The sequence below is a fragment of the Rufibacter sp. JT3400010 genome (assembly GCF_054956755.1).
The window spans coordinates 1-19,034 of record NZ_JBUDXA010000012.1 but is presented as its reverse complement, the minus strand read 5'-3'; the positions used below and the strand labels follow the sequence as shown (position 1 = coordinate 19,034).

General features: G+C 48.9%; 14 protein-coding genes. 7 read left to right on the top strand and 7 right to left on the bottom strand.

Annotation, left to right across the window (positions count from 1 at the left end; translation table 11 throughout):
* Positions 1–308: 308 nt before the first annotated feature.
* Positions 309–2,111: a glycosyltransferase gene (locus ACY0JR_RS12620; protein ID WP_462634457.1), complete on the top strand. Its 1,803-nt coding sequence runs from the start codon at positions 309–311 to the stop codon at positions 2,109–2,111.
* A gap of 525 nt (positions 2,112–2,636) precedes the next feature.
* The gene (locus tag ACY0JR_RS12615; protein ID WP_462634456.1) at positions 2,637–3,977 is read left to right on the top strand and encodes a glycosyltransferase family 4 protein; all 1,341 of its coding nucleotides are present in this window, start codon (positions 2,637–2,639) and stop codon (positions 3,975–3,977) included.
* Positions 3,978–4,664: 687 nt separating this feature from the next.
* Here the strand turns inward: ACY0JR_RS12615 and ACY0JR_RS12610 are convergent.
* Positions 4,665–6,686: an alpha amylase C-terminal domain-containing protein gene (locus tag ACY0JR_RS12610; RefSeq protein WP_462634455.1), complete on the bottom strand. Its 2,022-nt coding sequence runs from the start codon at positions 6,684–6,686 to the stop codon at positions 4,665–4,667.
* A 192-nt stretch (positions 6,687–6,878) separates the two neighbouring features.
* On the opposite strand from ACY0JR_RS12610, the gene ACY0JR_RS12605 reads away from it, so the two are divergent.
* Complete coding sequence (locus ACY0JR_RS12605) at positions 6,879–9,701, top strand: DUF4961 domain-containing protein (RefSeq protein WP_462634454.1); 2,823 nt, start codon at positions 6,879–6,881, stop codon at positions 9,699–9,701.
* A gap of 298 nt (positions 9,702–9,999) precedes the next feature.
* On the opposite strand, the gene ACY0JR_RS12600 is transcribed toward ACY0JR_RS12605, so the two are convergent.
* Both ACY0JR_RS12600 and ACY0JR_RS12595 read right to left on the bottom strand, forming a co-directional pair.
* On the bottom strand, positions 10,000–10,737 hold the full coding sequence (locus ACY0JR_RS12600) for a ThuA domain-containing protein (RefSeq protein ID WP_462634453.1): 738 nt from the start codon (positions 10,735–10,737) through the stop codon (positions 10,000–10,002).
* 219 nt (positions 10,738–10,956) lie between these two features.
* Positions 10,957–11,829 (bottom strand): arylamine N-acetyltransferase family protein, encoded by an 873-nt coding sequence (locus tag ACY0JR_RS12595; RefSeq protein ID WP_462634452.1) that lies wholly within the window; start codon positions 11,827–11,829, stop codon positions 10,957–10,959.
* Between the two features lie 513 nt (positions 11,830–12,342).
* Here ACY0JR_RS12595 and ACY0JR_RS12590 point away from each other — a divergent pair.
* On the top strand, positions 12,343–12,942 hold the full coding sequence (locus ACY0JR_RS12590; protein WP_462634451.1) for a porin family protein: 600 nt from the start codon (positions 12,343–12,345) through the stop codon (positions 12,940–12,942).
* A gap of 192 nt (positions 12,943–13,134) precedes the next feature.
* Here ACY0JR_RS12590 and ACY0JR_RS12585 read toward each other — a convergent pair whose 3' ends face one another.
* From ACY0JR_RS12585 to ACY0JR_RS12575, 3 genes are read right to left on the bottom strand one after another with little or no spacing between them, the layout of a single operon-like run.
* Positions 13,135–13,608 (bottom strand): VOC family protein, encoded by a 474-nt coding sequence (locus ACY0JR_RS12585; RefSeq protein WP_462634450.1) that lies wholly within the window; start codon positions 13,606–13,608, stop codon positions 13,135–13,137.
* Positions 13,609–13,616: 8 nt separating this feature from the next.
* Positions 13,617–14,165: an SRPBCC family protein gene (locus ACY0JR_RS12580; protein WP_462634449.1), complete on the bottom strand. Its 549-nt coding sequence runs from the start codon at positions 14,163–14,165 to the stop codon at positions 13,617–13,619.
* Positions 14,166–14,183: 18 nt separating this feature from the next.
* Positions 14,184–14,639, bottom strand: a complete 456-nt coding sequence (locus ACY0JR_RS12575; RefSeq protein ID WP_462634448.1) for an SRPBCC family protein — start codon at positions 14,637–14,639, stop codon at positions 14,184–14,186.
* Between the two features lie 194 nt (positions 14,640–14,833).
* On the opposite strand from ACY0JR_RS12575, the gene ACY0JR_RS12570 reads away from it, so the two are divergent.
* The 3 genes from ACY0JR_RS12570 (at position 14,834) to ACY0JR_RS12560 (ending at position 18,531) form a co-directional block, all read left to right on the top strand.
* Positions 14,834–15,820, top strand: coding sequence for a GlxA family transcriptional regulator (locus ACY0JR_RS12570; protein WP_462634447.1), 987 nt, complete (start codon positions 14,834–14,836; stop codon positions 15,818–15,820).
* A 666-nt stretch (positions 15,821–16,486) separates the two neighbouring features.
* Positions 16,487–17,170: a response regulator transcription factor gene (locus ACY0JR_RS12565; RefSeq protein ID WP_462634446.1), complete on the top strand. Its 684-nt coding sequence runs from the start codon at positions 16,487–16,489 to the stop codon at positions 17,168–17,170.
* Complete coding sequence (locus tag ACY0JR_RS12560) at positions 17,167–18,531, top strand: sensor histidine kinase (RefSeq protein WP_462634445.1); 1,365 nt, start codon at positions 17,167–17,169, stop codon at positions 18,529–18,531. The genes ACY0JR_RS12565 and ACY0JR_RS12560 overlap by 4 nt, the downstream gene beginning before the upstream one ends.
* Positions 18,532–18,665: 134 nt before the next feature.
* Here the strand turns inward: ACY0JR_RS12560 and ACY0JR_RS12555 are convergent.
* On the bottom strand, positions 18,666–19,034 hold a 369-nt coding region (locus ACY0JR_RS12555; RefSeq protein ID WP_462634444.1), incomplete at its 5' end, for a hypothetical protein.

Below are 19,034 nucleotides of genomic sequence, written 5' to 3'. Positions count from 1 at the left end.
CTGTAGAAAGTAGCCAAGTTTCTTCTTCCAGCCGCGAACGCATGACATATCACTATCTAACCGTTCCCCTTCCTTTTTCCATAAACTTGGGCAAAAACGCAGGGACACAGGATAGAGCGGGTTATGAATTCTGCAAATAATTTCTAGCTTTGAAGATCTTGCGTTTTTACATCTGGTCTGAGGGAGAAGAGATTACACAGAAGGGCTGAAATAGGCAGATGAATAAGTATTCATTAGGTGTAAATAATTTACTTTTTCTATATCCCTTTTACTCTAATTTGAGTAAAATACCTCTAAAATGACCTCCCATGCAACAATCGTCTTCTGCTTCTCCGCATCTTCTGGAAATAGCCTGGGAAGCGTGTAACCAAGTAGGTGGAATCTACACGGTAATACGCTCCAAAGTACCCGCCATGATAGAATACTGGGGCGACCAGTACTGTCTCATTGGCCCCTTTTTTCCCAAACAAGCCGCCCATGAATTTGAACCCACTGAAGATTACTCAGATGTGTATGGGCAAGCGGTGCTGGAACTGAGGGCGCAGGGTGTGGAATGTTACTACGGTACCTGGTTGGTGACGGGCAGGCCCCGCATTGTGCTAATCAATCCGCAGAGCGCCATGGGACAACTGGATCTCATCAAATACCTGCTCTGGGAAAACCATAGGATACCCACCAACAATGAAGATCTGTTGCACCAGGTACTAGCCTTCGGCGATCTGGTGAAACGGTTTATTTCGCTGTTGGCTTCCAAAACGCAGGTGGTCGCGCACTTCCATGAGTGGATGGTAGGTTCGGCCATTCCAGATCTGCGGCGCGAGCAGGTGCCCGTGAAGATTGTGTTCACCACCCACGCCACGTTGCTGGGCCGTTATTTGGCCATGAACGACCCTAATTTCTATGACCAGCTTACCTCGGTGGACTGGCAGAAAGAGGCGCGGCATTTTAACATAGAACCGGCGGTTTCCATTGAGCGGGCCGCTGCACACGGCTCCCACGTGTTCACCACGGTGAGTGAGGTAACGGTGCGCGAGTGTATCTATTTATTAGACCGAATTCCGGATACGGTGCTGCCCAATGGGTTGAATATTAGGCGGTTTACGGCCATGCACGAGTTCCAGAACCTGCACCTTACCTTTAAAAAGCGCATTCACCGGTTTGTGATGGGGCACTTCTTCCAGAGTTTCCCGTTTGACCTGGACAAAACCATTTACCTGTTCACCTCGGGCCGGTTTGAGTACCGCAACAAAGGCTTTGACTTAACGCTGGAGGCGCTGGCGCGGCTGAATCACCGCATGAAGGTGTCTAAAAGTGACATGACCGTGGTGATGTTCTTCATCACCAAGCAACCGTTCACCACCATCAATCCGCATGTGCTGCACTCCAAGGCCTTGATGGAAGAGATTCAGGAAACCTGCGAGGCCATCAAAGACCAGATTGGCGAACGCCTGTTTTATGACGCTGCCGCCAGCACAGAGCACAAACTGCCCGAACTGAACGATTACGTAGACGATTACTGGAAACTGCGCTACCGGCGTACCATCCAGTCCTGGAAAACGCACCTTCTGCCGCCGGTGGTCACGCATAATCTCATCAATGACCAGTCTGATGACATCCTGAACTTCCTGCGGGTTTCCAACCTGGTGAACAACGCCGATGACCGGGTGAAGATCGTGTACCACCCAGATTTTATTTCGCCTACCAACCCGCTGTTCGGGATGGAGTACGGCCAGTTTGTGCGCGGCTGCCACATGGGTATTTTCCCTAGCTATTATGAGCCGTGGGGCTACACCCCTTTAGAGTGCGTGGCCAGCGGTATTCCGGCCGTGACCAGTGATTTATCCGGTTTTGGTGATTACGTGAAGAAAACCATCAAAAAGCACACAGACAAAGGTATCTACGTGATTGACCGGCACGAACGCAGCTTTGATGATGCCGCTGAACAACTAACCAAGCACCTCTATGACTACGTGGAGATGAGCCGCCGGGAGCGCATTTCGCAACGCAATAAAGTAGAAAGCCTGTCTGAAATGTTCGATTGGAAGAAACTGTTGGTGCATTATGAGCGCGCCTACCAACTCGCCCTCAGTACCCAGCAAGAACAGGTGTAGGTCCAGCTTGTAGCTAGAAGTCCTTTTCGCCTACCAGCAGCTTACTTGTTTAGACGGTGTTTTTAATAAAACGTCGCTTAAACAAGTAAGCTGCTTTCATGAGGAATCCTTTTCTTTATAGTAAATTCATTTAAAAGAAGGTATCCTCTGAAACTTCTATTTGATCACTTAAAAACAGAGTCGAGCAGAAGTATCTGAGAAGTTACTTCCAGAAGCCAGAATAGGATTTTGAATTTACCTCAAGCGCGAGGTTGGGGTAGGTGCCACTTGGATTTTATTTATCTGTTTGGTCATTTGATGACCTAGAGGAGAGTTAAACCGCAGTTGAGGATATAACAGAATATTACCGTACTTATTCGTAAATTGATAGAGTAAGTACGGAATGTTTCCATATAATCTTTCTAAATTGAACAAACTCGCCAAAATAAATGCGCGTTAAACTTGAACTACCAGGTTGGTGACTTATCTTTACAGGTAACCGACCCTCGTATCAAAGCTGAATTGAATTATATATTAATGAAAAAATTGCGTGTACTAATGTTAGGTTGGGAAGACCAGCCTATTTTGAACGGAGGAGTAGGAAAAGCCTGTTTTCATTTAGCAGAAGCCCTCGCCAAACAAGTGGAGCTTACCATGATGGTGCCCCAGGCAGACCATTGGGCATTAGACCAGCACGCTGAAATTGTGGGTCTTGATGCATTGAACTTGTCTGAAGTAAAACAAGCATCTATTCCCCAAACCTATGAGCGTTTTGCGACTACCCACCGGGTGCCCGCCGCGCTTTTCCCCTATGAAGATGGCTCGTATGCGTATGAAGCCTCGCATGTAACTGAAGAAGGAAACCTGGAAACTTCTACTACCGTAGAGACCACCACTACCACCACAGAGGTAAGAACGCCGGGCGAAGTGAATTTCCCTGATGGGCAGCCGCAGATCAACGTGGCCCCAACTACCAAAGGAACCCTGAACTTTGAAGTAATTCAGTTTGCGCGTTACGTAGCCCGTTTGGCCTCTCACAAAGAGTTTGACGTGGTGTATGCCCATGACTGGATGACGTTTCTGGCCGGTATGGAAATTAAAAATCAGCGTAAAGTTCCGTTGGTGGTTCACGTACACAGCCTCTCTTTTGACCGTCAGCCGGGCGAACCGCTGGGCTGGATCTATGAGTTAGAGGGCCGGGCCATGCGGGATGCCGATTTGATTCTGACTGTGAGCGACAGAACCGCCCGCATGATCATCAAACGCTTCGGTATTCCGGCCAAGAAAGTACAGGTGGTGTATAACGGCTCTGATAAAATCACGGCCTCACCGGTAAACCCTGCCAAACGGAAGCAGGTGACGTTCCTGGGTAGAATGGTGGCCCAGAAAGGTCCGCTTCAGTTCCTGAAAGTAGCCAAGCAGGTTTTAAAGCAAGACCCAGATGTACGCTTTGTACTGGCAGGCCACGGCCCGCAGCTAGACGAAGCCAAACTTTTGGCCCGTCGTCTGGGTATTGATGAGGCGGTGACCTTTACCGGTTTCTTACCTCCGGCCCAAGCCGAAGCCCTGCTCAAGAACTCTACGGTATTCCTGTTACCGGCCATCTCTGAACCGTTCGGCTTAGCTGCCATTGAAGCAACCCAAGCCGGACTTCCGGTAGTAATCACCTACCAGACCGGTGCCGCCGAAGTGCTGCCGCAAGCCAGCGTGGCAGATGCACATGACACAGCCGGACTGGCAGATCTAGTGGTGCAGTTACTACATGACAAGAACCTGCGCAAGAAACAGGTAGAAGCCAACCAACAAGCAATCCAGCAACTTACCTGGGGTACCTCCGCAGATCAGATCATGGAGAACCTGCACACCGTGCTGCAAATACAAGACTAGTTAATGCCTTTTAAGCTGTTTTCTTAAAAGGAGCGCTTAAACGGTGTTTGATAAAAGTACACCAAAAGCAAGGCCGCTGCGAACATTCGCAGCGGCCTTGCTTTGTTTTGGAGGAATAGGAAGGTGGCCTTTATGGCTCACGGATTTGCAAACTTCCGATCATGGTAGGTCCAAGTCACAGACTTGAACCATGTTTTTTTTGGGATGAGTTAGGTCTGCTTTCATGAGGAGAATGCGCCTTTGAAGGAGCAAGCAATGCGTGTGACCGGCAGGTGTAAACATCCCCCTTCGCCCCTTTCAAAGGAGGAGTCTCTGGTTTGGAGGGCAGAAGTCCATTGCTACTTTCCCCAATTCCAGTCTTTCCCGAGCGCGCCTCGCTTTTGGCCCTGGAATATCAAAACTAAGCGCAAAGGACAACTTCAGGCCGAAAGGGCAGTGCGCGAGGGGAAGACGGGGCCTCGCGGCCGTGAGCGCTTACCGTCAACGATGAAACAACACAGCACTTGCACCCCGCAAAAAGCAGCCAAGCCAAGGGAACAGCATAAGGCATGCACCACTGCTGAAACAACCACTTAAGGTAATTACATCAGCAAAAGAAAGTTTGAGGCTTTCGCCTCACAGAAGTTGCAAACTTCCAGATATGATAGTTCCAAGTCACAGACTTGAACCCTGATTCATCCTCTTACTTTAATCAACTCTCTTCAAAACCAAAGCCGTTCTGTTAGGAAGATAAATACTGAGTCTAGGGCCATGAACCGTAGGTTTTGTAAAATACCGAATGTTCATATCTACCCTGTCGTGCCCTCCGGTTTCTGGGGTGTCAGTAGACAGAATCAGGTTATAGCTGCCCGCTTCCAACACAGGGAAACGGTAATCTGGCACCGAGTTTTTGGGGTGAAAATTGAAAAGGAAGACCAAACCAGCCCGCTGGAAAATGAGCACGTTGTTGGTATTGTCCTGGTGGAGCTTTTCGGCGGGACCGTGTTCCATAACCCGGTATTGTTCTGCAATGGTGAGCATGTCTTTTTCAAACTGCCACATGTGCCGGTAGCGCAGGTCTGGGTTGTCAACCAGTGACCACTGCCGGCGCGCGTACTGGTAGCTCCAGTTATTTCCCTCTCTGGGGAAATCCACCCACTCGGGGTGACCGAACTCATTTCCCATGAAAGTCAAGAACGCCTCGCCGCCTAAGGCCATGGTTAGCAACCGGATCATCTTATGCAGGGCAATGCCGCGGTCAATTACCGGGCTCTGGTCCACAGTGCGCATCTTAAAATACATGTCCTTGTCCATGAGCCAGAAGGCCAGCGTTTTGTCACCTACCAATGACTGGTCATGTGACTCAGCGTACGCTACCGTTTTCTCGCCAACGCGTCGGTTGGTAAGCTCGTGCCAGATCTCGTCCAGGTTCCATTCCTCGTCTTTCTTATGCTTGAGGGTTTTGATCCAGTAATCGGGGATGCCCATGCCTAGGCGGTAGTCAAAGCCAATTCCTCCGTCTTCCAGGGGACGGCACAGGCCGGGCATGCCGCTCATGTCCTCGGCAATGAGTAAAGCGCCCGGCGAAAAAGTATGGGTCAGGTCAGAGGCAAGTTGCAGATAGAGAATGGCGTCTTCGTCTACACTTTTGTCAAAGTAGTTTTTATAATGCCCGAAGGCGACTCCCTCGCCGTGGTGGTGGTACAGCATGGAGGTGACCCCGTCATACCGGAAACCATCCAGGTGAAATTCTTCCAGCCAGTAACGCACGTTAGACAACAGAAACCGCCGCACTTCGGGAATGCCGTAGTTGAACAATTTGGAATCCCAACCGGGGTGATGGCCGCGCAGGCCGGGGTGGAAATACTGTCCGCCGGAACCATCAAAATCCGCCAGTCCTTCCGCAATGTTTTTTACCGCGTGCGCGTGAATCAAGTCCATGACTACGGCTATGCCGAGGCGGTGCGCTTCATTGATGAGGTACTTCAAATCTTCAGGCGTCCCGAACCGGGACGTAGGCGCGAAGAAGTTGGAGACATGGTACCCGAAGGAGCCATAATAGGGGTGTTCCATCAAGGCCATTAACTGCAGGCAATTATAGCCTGTTTCGGCAATTCTAGGCAAAATCTGGTCGGCGAACTCGCGGTACGTGCCTACGCCGTGTTTTTCCTGGGCCATGCCTACGTGGCACTCATAGATCAGCGGCTGGGTGAGTTGGGTAGTGTCAAAAGAAGCATCGGTCCAGGTGAAAGGCTCTTCCGGTGCCCAGTACTGGCCCGAGAAATCATAGGTTTCCGGGTCTTGGATGGAGCGGAAGGTGAAAGGCGAGATACGGTCCCGGCCTTCACCGGTGGCGCCCACCACGTGCACTTTGTACCTGTGGCCATGCTGCACCTGCACCTGATCTGCGGGTAGAAAAACTTCCCAGATGCCGTTTTCCATTTTCTTGAGCGGATGCGCTTTTCTGTCCCAGAAATTGAAATCCCCGATGATAGAAAGTGCCTGCGCGGCGGGTGCCCATTCGCGGTAGCGCCAACCATTGTTTTCCGGCTCAAAGTGGAGGCCCATCTGGTGGTGCCAGGCCGCGTAGTCTATCAGCGAGGAATACTCTTGTTGGATGGTTTTTATGTTTTGCTCTAAACGAGCCTTCCGCTGCAAGAGCTGCGGGGCATAAGGTGAAAGCCAGCTATCGGACTGAACTATAGGAAGGGTTGGAGTTACCTTAGGCATACATGCAGTTTTGGGAATGGTTAAGGTACACTTACTTAGGGTAAGGTGCAACTATGGACTTGGGTATGATTAGTGCGGTAGAAACTTGTCAATTAAATCATGTGAATACGTTTTAAATTTGATAAATTGGCAAGGAAATCGATTTCGTAACGTCATTGACTTTCTTTAAACCAAACTAAATCTGCCTATTGCATGAAAACTACGTTTCGTTTGCTTGGCTTGTTGCTGGTGTTACTGCTGGTGCAAGGGGTTCAGGCGCAGGTAGTGACCTGGTCACCCGCTTTTCCAACTCAGAATGAACCCATCACCATCACGTTTGATGCTACCAAAGGCACCGGCGGTCTGGCCAACGTGACAGATCCTATCTACGCCCACACAGGAGTTCTAACGAATCTGAGCACCTCAGATTCTGACTGGAAGTACGTAAAAGCGTCTTGGGAGACCAATACGCCCGCCGCGCTCATGACTTCCCTGGGAAATAACCGGTACCAGATTACCATCAATCCGCGCACGTATTACAACGTGCCCGCCCAGGAAGAAATAAAGGCGCTCATGTTTGTCTTCAGGAACGCCAGCAGGACCAAAGAAGGAAAAGACACCGGGGGCAAAGACATCAAGGTTCCCCTTTTCAGTGCAGGCACCATCAACGTGTCCTTCTCGCAGCCTACCGTTGGGATGAATGGTCTGTTTGTTGACGCGAACCAAACTATACAGGTGAGAGGGAATTCCTCTACCAACGCGAAACTCTCGCTCTACGTGAACGGCGTGAAGGTAAAGGAGGAAGCAGCAGCCACTACGTTAGACGCGCAGGTAACGGCTACCACTCTTGGAGCCAACAAAGTGAAACTGACCGCCGAAAACGGTACCATCTCGGCCGCCGATTCGTTTACTTTCGTGGTGCGGCAAACGGCCCGGGTAGAGGCACTCCCGGCAAATGCCAAAGACGGAGTAACGTATCTAAGTGCCACCAGCGTGTTGCTGAACCTGTACGCTCCGGGTAAAAAGAACGTTTACGCGGTGGGGGATTTTAACAACTGGGTAGTAGGAGATACGCCCATGAAGCGCACGCCAGACGGAACTCGTTTCTGGGTCCAGATTGATAACCTCACTGCTGGGCAGGAATACGCCTATCAGTATCTGGTTGATGAAACCATTAGGATAGGAGATCCTTACACCCAGAAAACCCTGGACCCCAATGAAGACCGGTTTATCACGGCAGAAACGTATCCTAACCTGAAAGCATACCCTACTGGAAAAGCCACGGGCATGGTTTCTGTATTTCAGACAAACCAAGCTGCTTATACCTGGAACGTGACCAACTTTGCCCGGCCCAAGAAGACGGACCTGGTCATTTACGAGTTGCTGGTGCGCGACTTCCTGGAGAAGCATGACTACAAAACCCTCACCGATACTCTCAACTACCTGAAACGTCTGGGTGTGAATGCCATTGAGTTAATGCCCATCAATGAGTTTGAAGGTAACCTGAGCTGGGGGTATAATACCGCCTATTACTTTGCGCCAGACAAGTACTACGGCTCCAAGGAGATGCTCAAACGCTTTATTGATGCCGCGCACGCCCGCGGTATGGCCGTGATCATGGACATAGCCCTGAACCACTCGTTCGGGCAGTCGCCCATGGTGCAGTTGTACTTCAATAGCGCTACCGGCAAAACCACCCCGGAGAGCCCTTGGTTTAACCCAGATCCTACCCATGATTTCAACGTGGGCCATGATTTCAACCACGAGAGTGCCGCCACCAAATATTTTGTAGACCGCGTTACCGAGTTCTGGTTGCAGGAATACAAAATTGACGGTTACCGGTTCGATTTATCTAAGGGCTTCACCCAAAAGCGGACCATAGGCAGCGTAAGTGCCTGGGGACAGTATGACCAATCCCGCATTGACCTGCTCAAACGCATGGCAGACCATCTCTGGACGGTAGACAATAACGCCTATGTGATTTTGGAGCATTTTGCTGATAACAGCGAAGAAACCGTTCTGGCCAACTACGGCATGATGCTCTGGGGAAATATGTTCGGCAATTACAAACAGGCCATTCTGGGCTATACAGATAATTCCAACTTCAACTGGATTTCATATAAGCAGCGGGGTTGGACCAATCCTAACGTGGTGGGGTTTATGGAAAGCCATGACGAGGAGCGCCAAATGGTAGAAGCTTTGGCCTATGGCAATAGTTCGGGTACTTACAATGTTAGAAATCTCTCCACGGCCTTACAGCGCATACAGTTGGCGGCAGCGTTCTTTTTCACCATCCCGGGCCCTAAAATGATCTGGCAGTTTGGGGAATTGGGCTATGATATTCCCATCAATCAGAACGGACGCACTGGTAACAAGCCCATTCTCTGGAATTACTACCAGGACGCAGAGCGTAAAAAGCTGTACAACGTGTATAACGCACTCATTAAACTGAAGATCAACGAACCCGCTTTTGAGTCTGGGAATTACACCTTGAATCTAGAAAACGCCCTCAAAACGATTCATATTCAAGACCCCGATATGAACGTAGCGGTGCTGGGTAATTTCGGGGTTACGGCCGCTGCCATTGATCCTAAGTTTCAGTACACAGGTACCTGGTATGATTATGTGACTGGTGCGTCTTTAAACGTAACCAACGTGAACCAGACCATTTTACTTCAACCCGGTGAATACCGCGTGTACACCACTAAACGGCTTTCCAGTGGCAGCATTCTGTTGGCTTCCAAAGAAGAGCAGGCGGCTTTGGCCAGAGAGGTGATAGCCTTTCCTAATCCTACCCAAAGCGGAGATTTGACCGTTCGGTATCAACTGGTTACTTCTGCTGAGGTATCGCTGCAGGTGTATGACCAGGTAGGTAGATTGGTGAGCAGCCAAACCTTGGGAAAACAGGCAGCCGGCAGACATTCGGTCAACCATAAACTCACCACCGGTAAAGGAAACCGTTTGGCACCGGGTATTTATCACTGCAAATTGGTCACCGGGACTTCTGCCAAGACCATTGCAGTAGTAGTGCAGTAAACCAGTATCAATAATTGCTCAAATTTCAGCGGGTGTTTCAAGGTTAATTTTCCAAAATTAGCCTTGAAACACCCGCTGCTTTTTTTACTCGCTCGCGTCTCGGACGCGTGTGACCTACTTTCGGCCTGTGGCCGAGTGGATCAGTTATACTTAAGCGGCGGGACGCCGCAGGTAGCTCACTGCGTCCGAGAGGCGAGCGAATGGTTTTAATCAAATAGGCCTAAAACAAACGGCCATGCTGTATTAAAAGCAGCGTGACCCTTTAATTTAGGCCTTAGGAAGATATGTTGTGTTTTACTCAATCCTGTAGTACATACTGGATACCACCCAGCAGGTGTCGCAGGAAAAGTGGTTCCTGGAAGCTTTCATTTGTGTGGCCGCCTGCGGTATAGAAGGCTTTGCCGCCATCAAAGCTGTGGTACCAGGCTATAGGATGGTTGGCGCCGTTTTTACCACCTGTGTAAGAAGTCTCGTCTAGGTTAGCCAGTACCTTCACATTAGGGTTGATGCTTTTGAAGTTGTACCATTCATCTCTGCGTTCCCAACGGTCGGGGAGGAAAGAGGTGGAGATGTGGGATTTGTCCAGTACTTGCACGGTGGCGTTCTGTACCTGGGGGTGACTCTCAAAGTAAGCGCCTACCAATTGGTTGTACCAGGGCCAGTCATATTCAGTATCGGTGGCGGCATGGACGCCCACAAATCCGCCTCCCGCTTTGATGAACTGTTCAAAGGCGCTTTGCTGCGGAGTATCCAATACATCCTGGGTGGTGCTCAGGAAAACAACTGCTTTGTATTTCTTCAGGGAATCACTCACAAACACGGCGGCATTTTTGGTGGTATCTACCTTGAACCCGTTTTCTCTTCCCAACTTCTGAATGGCCGCTAATCCGGCGGGAATGGACGTGTGGTAAAACCCGGCCGTTTTATAAAACACCAGCACCGCCGGAGATTTCAAGCTCTCTGATTTTTTTGATGGATTGGTGCAACTGGTGAACAAAGCAAAAGACAAAAGCAGGAACACAGACAAGTGTTTCATAGAAGATAGAGTAGAGGTTTGAATGCCGAAGCAGGTGAATTGCAAGCTATAATTCTACGCTATTTTAGGCTGATTTACAAAAAGAAACCTTGAAACAGAGTCCTGGATGTGAGACACAAGCAAAAGTCTTAAACGGCTATAAACGTCTGTTGCTAGCTCCAGATCTTACAACCCAAAGCTAGCAACCGTATTTTCTGGATGATAGATGTGAAATAGAACCTAATCTAATGGCTGCATGATTAGGTGTAAAGCCAGGTCTAACTCTGGGGAGCTTGGAACCGGAAGCTGAAACACTTCTTCTAAAACGGTTTTTAGCTGCGCAGGACTGGTGAGTACTTGCTTTTCGGTTTGCCCGGAGACATGGTGGATGTTTAACTCATAATTCCGGAGGGCGTAACGTGCATCTGCTGTTGTTTTGGCCAGCATCAGACCATTCACAAAAGGAGACCTGGGGTGCGTGGACGTAAACCAGTTAGAGACTTCATAGTCGGCGGTGAACTGCTCCTGCAATCCGAAGCGGTACAGCGGTTTCCAGGTTCCCTGAACTTTCGCTTGCAGCACATATTCTTCATCCAACGGCAGCAGTCTGAAGGTTTCATGCGTTGTTTTCTGCTCTGCCAGTTCATACAGCCGCAGCGGAGTTGTCAAGGTTAAGCCGCCAAACCCAACATCGGCTATATAATCATTACCTTCCAGATGTACCAAAAGGAGCATGTGTGCCCGGGCAGTGGTTACGCCGGCAGGAACGTTCCAGAGAACGCGCGCTGCTAACCCTTTTACCTGAAAGCCCAGCACCTGTAAGGCTTGCTTGAACAATTGGTTCTGTTCAAAGCAATAACCGCCCCGGCCCTCTTCCACTATCTTCCGTTGCAGGGACTCCACATCCAGCGAAACAGATTGCTTCAGGAAAGGGGAGAGGTTTTCAAACGGAATAGTGGTAGAATGCTGGTAATGCAGTTTTTGGAGCGTTTCTAACGTGGGGGTAAGTTCGCCGGTGTAGTTGATTCTGGCAAGATAGCGATCCAGATCAAGCCCGTCTTTTTTTATTTTGAAATAAGTCTTGTTAGGGGAAGTTGGGGTTAATAATTCCATTTTGAATTTATTTGATAGTAATGGGATAGGTTATATGAATATGTAATTTGCTCTGATAAACGTTCTTTTCTAGGAAGAAAGAGGGTACAAACCGCACCAAGAATTCTTCTAAGCTTCTGTAAAATAGATAAAGAGGTATTGCTTTGCTTACAATTGTGCTATAGATGAGTATAGATTTTTATCTAATATAGGGTTTTAAGCTGATATAATTGCATTTATTAAAAAATATTCTTTGGAATAGGTGTTTATAGGTTACTAGCTGTCTGTAGAGTAATTAAACTTGAGGCTCTGAAGTTTAGATTTGTATAATTATCTAAAGCATGAATTAACCAAGCATGAACCTGGAAGGTGATTAAAACAAGGAATAGGTATTAATACCACTTCTACAGGTTTGCTGCATTTTTTCTTTCTTTTCAGAAAAACAGACGTAAAACAACCTGCCATTTTGGTCGTTTGAAAAGGGACTGCTAAATGGTTTACACCTATAAACAAGACACTCTAACGCTATCAATTATGAAAAAACTGCTTTTACTTTTAGTTGTTCTGCTTTCCTCGGGCGTGATGGCACAGGCACAGGTTTTTACCCTCGGGATTAAGGCGGGTGTAAGTTCTTCCAGCGTTGACTTTAAGAACCCAAGCGCCAACTTCACCCAGTTCAAGGATGAAGACAACATTACGGGGTTTCATGCCGGGGTTTTTACCAGGTTCAACGTGTTGGGGTTCATTCTGCAGCCCGAAGCCCTTTTAACGTCGTCTGGAGGCAAGTTCCAGATGCCAAATGCCAATGGTACCGGCACCTCGGTGCAGGAAATCGGTTTCACTAACGTAGATGTTCCTATTCTGGTAGGCTACAAACTGCTTTTCCTGCGGGCGTATGCGGGTCCGGTGGCCTCCGTTTTGATTGACTCTGAGTCTGATCTGGAAGACTACAAAGAAGCTTTCAACTCAACCGATTGGGGCTACCAGATTGGGGCTGGCGTAGACATTTCGCGCCTCACCGCCGATGTGCGCTATGAGCGTCTGAACAGGCCCTACACAGATGCCAACGGCACTGTTGATATTAGAAACAAACAAGTGATCCTGAGTTTGGGCTATAAACTCTTCGGGAAATAGAGATTACTTTGTAGCAGGAGGCGTTGCTTCCAAGAACAAGAACTCCGTTTAGAAGCTGTTATGAGAAAACAGCCCCTAAACGGAGTTCTTGCTTTTTAATTCAGAATGGATTCTAAAGGATGAGGCAAAGGTTTTCTATTTCATTCTGCCGGCTTCTTGCAGGGTTTCTACCTTTCTGCCAAGACTTTGAGTTTATGGCGCAACTGTCTCTGCATTGGCGGTTAGTACCTGCTCTTGTGCTTCCTGGGGAAGGTCATGGTTCACCATCCATTTGATATTGAACCGGTCAGTGAGCATCCCGAAGTAAGCTCCCCAGAAGGTTTTCTCTAAAGCCATCTCTACCTTACCACCTTCAGAAAGTGCATTGAAAACAGTGGTGGCTTCTTCTACACTTTGGGCATCTAATGATAGGTGAAAGTTATTTCCCATGGTGACCGTATGGCCCATAGATTCCAAGGCATCGGTTCCCATGAGAATGGTGTTTTCGCCAATTTTAAGAGCTATGTGCATGATTTTATCTTGTTCCTGAGCGGGAATATTGCCTGAATCTGGCATGTCACCAAAGCGCTGAATAGCCAGGAATTCTCCCCCAAAGACAGTCTTGTAGAAAGTGAAAGCTTCTTCTGTGTTGCCGTTGAAGTTTAAGTAAGGGTGTAGGGTAAGCATCGTAGTAGTTAGTTTGAAGTGAGTGGTTGATTTTCTAAAATTCCTTTTAATGTGCCCAGACTGGTTTCCATATCGGGGCCCAGCATGCCGTCCAGAATTGGGTTCATGAGGTTCAACGGATACATGCTGGTGCCTTCCATGGCCCACTTCACCTTGGTCTGGTTAGGGGTAACCGCGGTGGTGGTGAAAGGGGTATGCGCAACGTTCTCCATGGGCCTGATGAACCTTACCTCTATGTCCACCTTTTCGCCGGGTGTAATGCGCGTGATTTCCTGCTCGCCCTGGCCTGCATCATCGTTTCCATTCCAGGCGTACACAAAACCTTCGGTGCCATCTGTGCCCCTGAAGCTTTTCTGCATGTTAGGGTCGGTCATGACCCATTTGCTGAAGTGGTCCTGGTTCTTGAGTTGTTTGAGGTAGTCAAAGACCTCTGCTTTGGGTTTGTTGATCACGATTTCCCGTTCAATGGTGTACGCTTTCTCCATGAACAGCGCCGCCACCAGCAAAGCGGCCACCAGAAAGGCCAACCCCAACAATAGATTCTTGATGATTTTCATAAAAGACCCAATATAGCGTTAATTTGCGTTTCCCTCGGCCAGTTCTTTGATCTTCAGCAAAGCCGTGTCCCAAGCCGCCGACATCATGTCAAAGTATTCCGGCGACATATTGCTCTCAATGGCAATCTGGGTGCCTCCGTTCGCTTCCAGTAGCCGGTACGTCTCGCGGCCGCCTTGTACAGCCTTTGCCTCTTCACTTTGGGTATCTTCCTCGCCATTCATCAGAATACCTTCATATTGCACAGACAAGAGTTCATGGGGGGTGTTCTCCACTACTTTCCCAATCATGCCGCTGTTAGAGGTATCCTTGAAAACCACTTTGCTGCCCAATTGCCAGTCATCGGTTTCGGCAAAAGTGCCTTCGCTGAAAGCGGCGTACCACTGCCGGGTGTAATGGTCTTGCAGTAACACATCCCACACTTTCTCTTTGGGCGCATTGATGTCCATTTGTTTTTTGATGATGGTCTTTTCCATGGGTTTAAAGCTTTAAGTGAACAAGAATTTAGGATAGATAACGTAGTCTAGGCTCTGGGGCAGTTTTCAGGAAAAGAGGCCTGAACTGCGCTTTGGTATAGCACAAACATACAGACAATTAACCTATTCCAGGGTGGGTGAATGCGACAATCCAAGGGGTTGATTACGACAATAAAGCTTGCTACTTTGGTGGTATGAAACACATCTCCATTCTTATTCCCGAAGGTGACGTTAGCTTCAGTAATATAGAGGCGACGTACAAGATGTTCTCTATGGTGAACGACGGGTTGGCACGGTCTGGCAAGGCGCCCTTGTTCAAAGTACAGTTGGTGGGAAGCTCCAAAGAACCCAGAATCACCAACGCTTTATTCAGCGTCACCCCAGAACTGGTGGTGCAGGAAAACTTCAAAACCGACCTCATCATCATCCCCGCCGTGCACGGGAACATGCAAAAAGTAGTGGCCGAGAACCAGGCGTTTGTAGCCTGGATTGTAAAGCAATACAAGAGCGGGGCCGAGGTGGTTTCGCTCTGCATTGGTGCGTTTCTGCTGGCCTCTACCGGTTTGCTCAAAGGCCGCAGTTGCACCACCCACTGGCTCATGGCTGAAGAATTCAAGAAGATGTACCCAGAGGTAAACCTGATGCCCTACAAGATCATCACCGACGAAGGCGGCATCTATACCAGCGGTGGCGCGTACTCTTCCCTCAACCTTATTTTATACCTGGTTGAGAAATTTGCCGGCAGAAACATGGCCGTACGGTCCTCTAAGATTTTCGAGATTGACATTGACCGCAGCAGCCAGTCGCCGTTCATCATCTTCCACGGACAGAAAGAACACCAGGACGAAGCCATCAAGAAAGTGCAGGAGTTTATTGAGCATAACTTCCAGAACAAAATTACGGTGGAAGAACTGGCCGAGATGTGTTTTCTGGGACGCCGCAACTTTGAACGCCGTTTCAAGAAAGCCACCGCCAACACCGTGGTAGAATACATCCAGCGCGTGAAGATTGAAGCCGCCAAAATAGGCCTGGAAACCTCCCGGGAAAATGTAAACGAAGTCATGTACTCCGTAGGCTACTCAGACACCAAAGCCTTCAGAACCACTTTCAAGAAAATCACCGGCATTTCGCCCCTGGAATATCGTAACAAGTACAACAAAGAAGCCCTGGAAATGGCGTAAGGCTTTGGTTAGTTTCCCAAAAAACAGAAAGGCCTAAGTGGGTCTTGGAAGGAGACATGGTGGAGAGAACGATATGGTCATAGACACTCGTAGGACCTTCGGACACTACGAGGTCTTTTAAGTGAACGGTGTTGCTGCTCCTGAGCGATGATTGCTGCTCCTAATTCAGCAATATCAGTTTGAGGCTTACGCCTTACGGAAGTTGCAAACTTCCGGTCATGGTAGGTCCAAGTCACTGACTTGAACCATGTTTTTCTTGGGAACGCGTGTGACCGGCAGGTGTAAACATCCCCTTTCGCCCCCATCAAAGGGGGAATCTCTGCTTTCCCAAGTTCCAGCCTTTCGGCTGAGCGCCTAGAGTTCGACCACCTCTGAGCGTCAGCGAAGCAGGTGGGGAGAAATCACAGCGCGAAGGCGGAAGGCGGGGCCTCGCGGCCGTGAGCGCTTACCGTCAACGATGAAACAGTAAAGCACTTGCACCCACGCAGAAAGCACCCAAGCCAAGGGAACAGCAAACTGCATGCACCTCCATGAGAAAAGAAGTTCATTTAACCCCTCATTTCTCAAAAACACATCCAGAGAAAACCCTATCCCAACACATATCCCTATAAAGAAGAAATTTTTAGGTCTACTTTTGTGAAAGGGCCACCAGCGGGCAAATACAGCATGAAAATACTAGTAATTGAGGATGAACCCAGCGTAGCGGCCTTCATAAAAAGAGGCTTGCAGGAACAGACATTTGAGGTAGAAGTTGCCTATGATGGATTGACGGGGAAGCGATTGGCCCTGCAGAACGACTACCAGGTCATCATCATGGACATCATCATGCCGCACCTGAGTGGTCTGGATTTGTGCCGGCAACTGCGGCAAGAGCAAATCAAAACGCCCCTGCTGTTGCTGACCGCGCTGGGCGCGACCGATGACATTGTGGACGGGTTAGAAGCCGGCGCCGATGATTACTTAACCAAGCCCTTTAAGTTCAAGGAACTGGTAGCCAGGGTCCGGGCGTTGGCTCGCCGCACCGAGTCTTCCTCTCTCAGTAACATTCTTCAATGCGGAGACCTGCAACTGAACCTGGACACCAAAGAAGTCATGCGTGCCGGCAAAGAAATCAACCTCACGGCCCGGGAATTCGCGTTATTGGAGTATTTTCTAAAAAGGCAGGGTAAAGTACTGTCTAGGGTAGATTTACTGGAGAACGTCTGGGACCTGAATTTCGACCTAGGCTCCAACGTGGTAGACGTGTACGTGAATTACCTTAGAAACAAGATTGACAAAGACTTCCCCGTCAAAATGATCCATACGGTGGTAAGCATGGGGTACATCCTTAAAAAGCCGGAGGACGCGTGACTTTCCGAAATCAACTCACCCTCATCTTTACCGGGCTTACCACGGCCGTGCTCATCTTCATGGGCATCATCATCTATTTCTTTGCCGAACAGTACACCCGTCGGCAGTTTTTCCAGCGTTTGATGGACCGGGGTGTCATCTCGGCGCAAATGTATCTGGAGCGCGACGAGCTTAGCGCCGCCAGCATGCAGAAGGTACAACGCAAATACCATCAGAGCTTATCGCAGGAAATCCTTACCATTTATGACCGAAACCGGAAGCCGCAAGTAGCCTCAGCGGCGAAGAGCCTCCCCATTCCGGCCAGCACTTTCCAGGAAATACACCAGCAAAAGCAGGCCGAGTTCTGGCAGGGTGAAAAGCAGGCAGTGGGCATTTGGTATGAAGACAACCAGGGAAACTTCTATGTCATTGTCTCGGCGGTAGACGTGACCGGGACCGGAAAACTCCGCAATCTGCAAGAAGTGTTGCTCATCAGTATTTTGGTGGGCGTCTTGATAATGGCGGTGGCCGGCCACTTCTTCGCCCATAGGGTACTGCAACCTATTGTGTCCATTGTGCAGGAGGTAAACCAGATTAGGGCCTCTAACCTGCACCTGCGTGTACAGGAACGGGAAAACCGCGACGAGATCGGGAACCTGATTTCCACCTTCAACCAGATGCTGGAACGCCTGGAAACCTCCTTTTACATGCAGAAAAGTTTCATAGCCAATGCCTCGCATGAGCTCAGGAACCCTTTAACGGCCCTAAGAGGAGAATTGGAAGTGACGCTGCTGAAAGACAGGTCTCCCGAGGAGTACAAACAATCTCTGCTAACCCTGCAGAAAGAGACCGAGCGTTTAGAAAAACTCACCTCAGATTTGATTCTGCTAGCCCAAACCGGGTTTGATGAGCAAGCCGTACAGCAGGAGCTAGTGCGGATAGATGAGATTTTGATAGAAGTGAAGACCGATCTGAATCACAAGCTTCCGCAGAACCAGATTTCCCTGAACCTGGCAGACTTACCTGCCCATCCAGAGCAGGTAACGGTCTTAGGCAACCGCAACCTTTTGCAGATCGCCCTTAAAAACGTGCTGGAAAACGCCTCCAAATTCTCAGATAACCAGCGGGTAATCGTTACGCTTACCTGCCAGGAAAAACAAGTGAAAGTACAAGTCCAGGACCAGGGAATAGGCATTCCCGAGCAGGAAGTAAACCGGGTGCTGGAACCGTTCTACCGGGCCCAAAACGCCCGCTCCCTAAGAGGCTCGGGAATAGGTTTGGCCATGACCGAAAAAATCCTGCGCCTGCATGGTGGTTCCATCCAGATTGACTCCTCCTTACAGAAAGGAACCACCGTCACCCTTACTTTTCCTACTGTTTAACAGAACCAGGTTTTAGGCTCGGTTTATATAAAAGAGGCTGTAAACAAGGTTGAAAGGAATAAAGCTGTTTAACAAGGTTCACGTGTCGGACTCGCGTTTTATTCCTGAAGTACCACCTCGTTACAGGGTATGTACTATGAACCCGCCTCAATATTGTATGCAGTAGAAGCAATATCTTTCTGGCTCTTTATAAGCCTATGTTGCTCATAAAACTCTCCCTCATGGTTGAATACATTCTTTAGTATTTCCGAAATCATAAAGGACAACGTGAGCTCCACTTTTTTGTCAAATAAATTCAACTCGCTCAACAGGTTATAACTCCCAAACTCAAATTTAATAATCAGTTGTTTGTCTTGGTTAGCGCCTGAATGCGACCTGGAAATCTCATACACCCTGAATTGATGATCAGAAAAGGTAGAGTGATTCCCAACGTTAGTAGTGTGGGCACCCACTTTGTTGCACAGGTCAATTATCGCCGAGTTGCTTAGAATAGAAGAAATTCT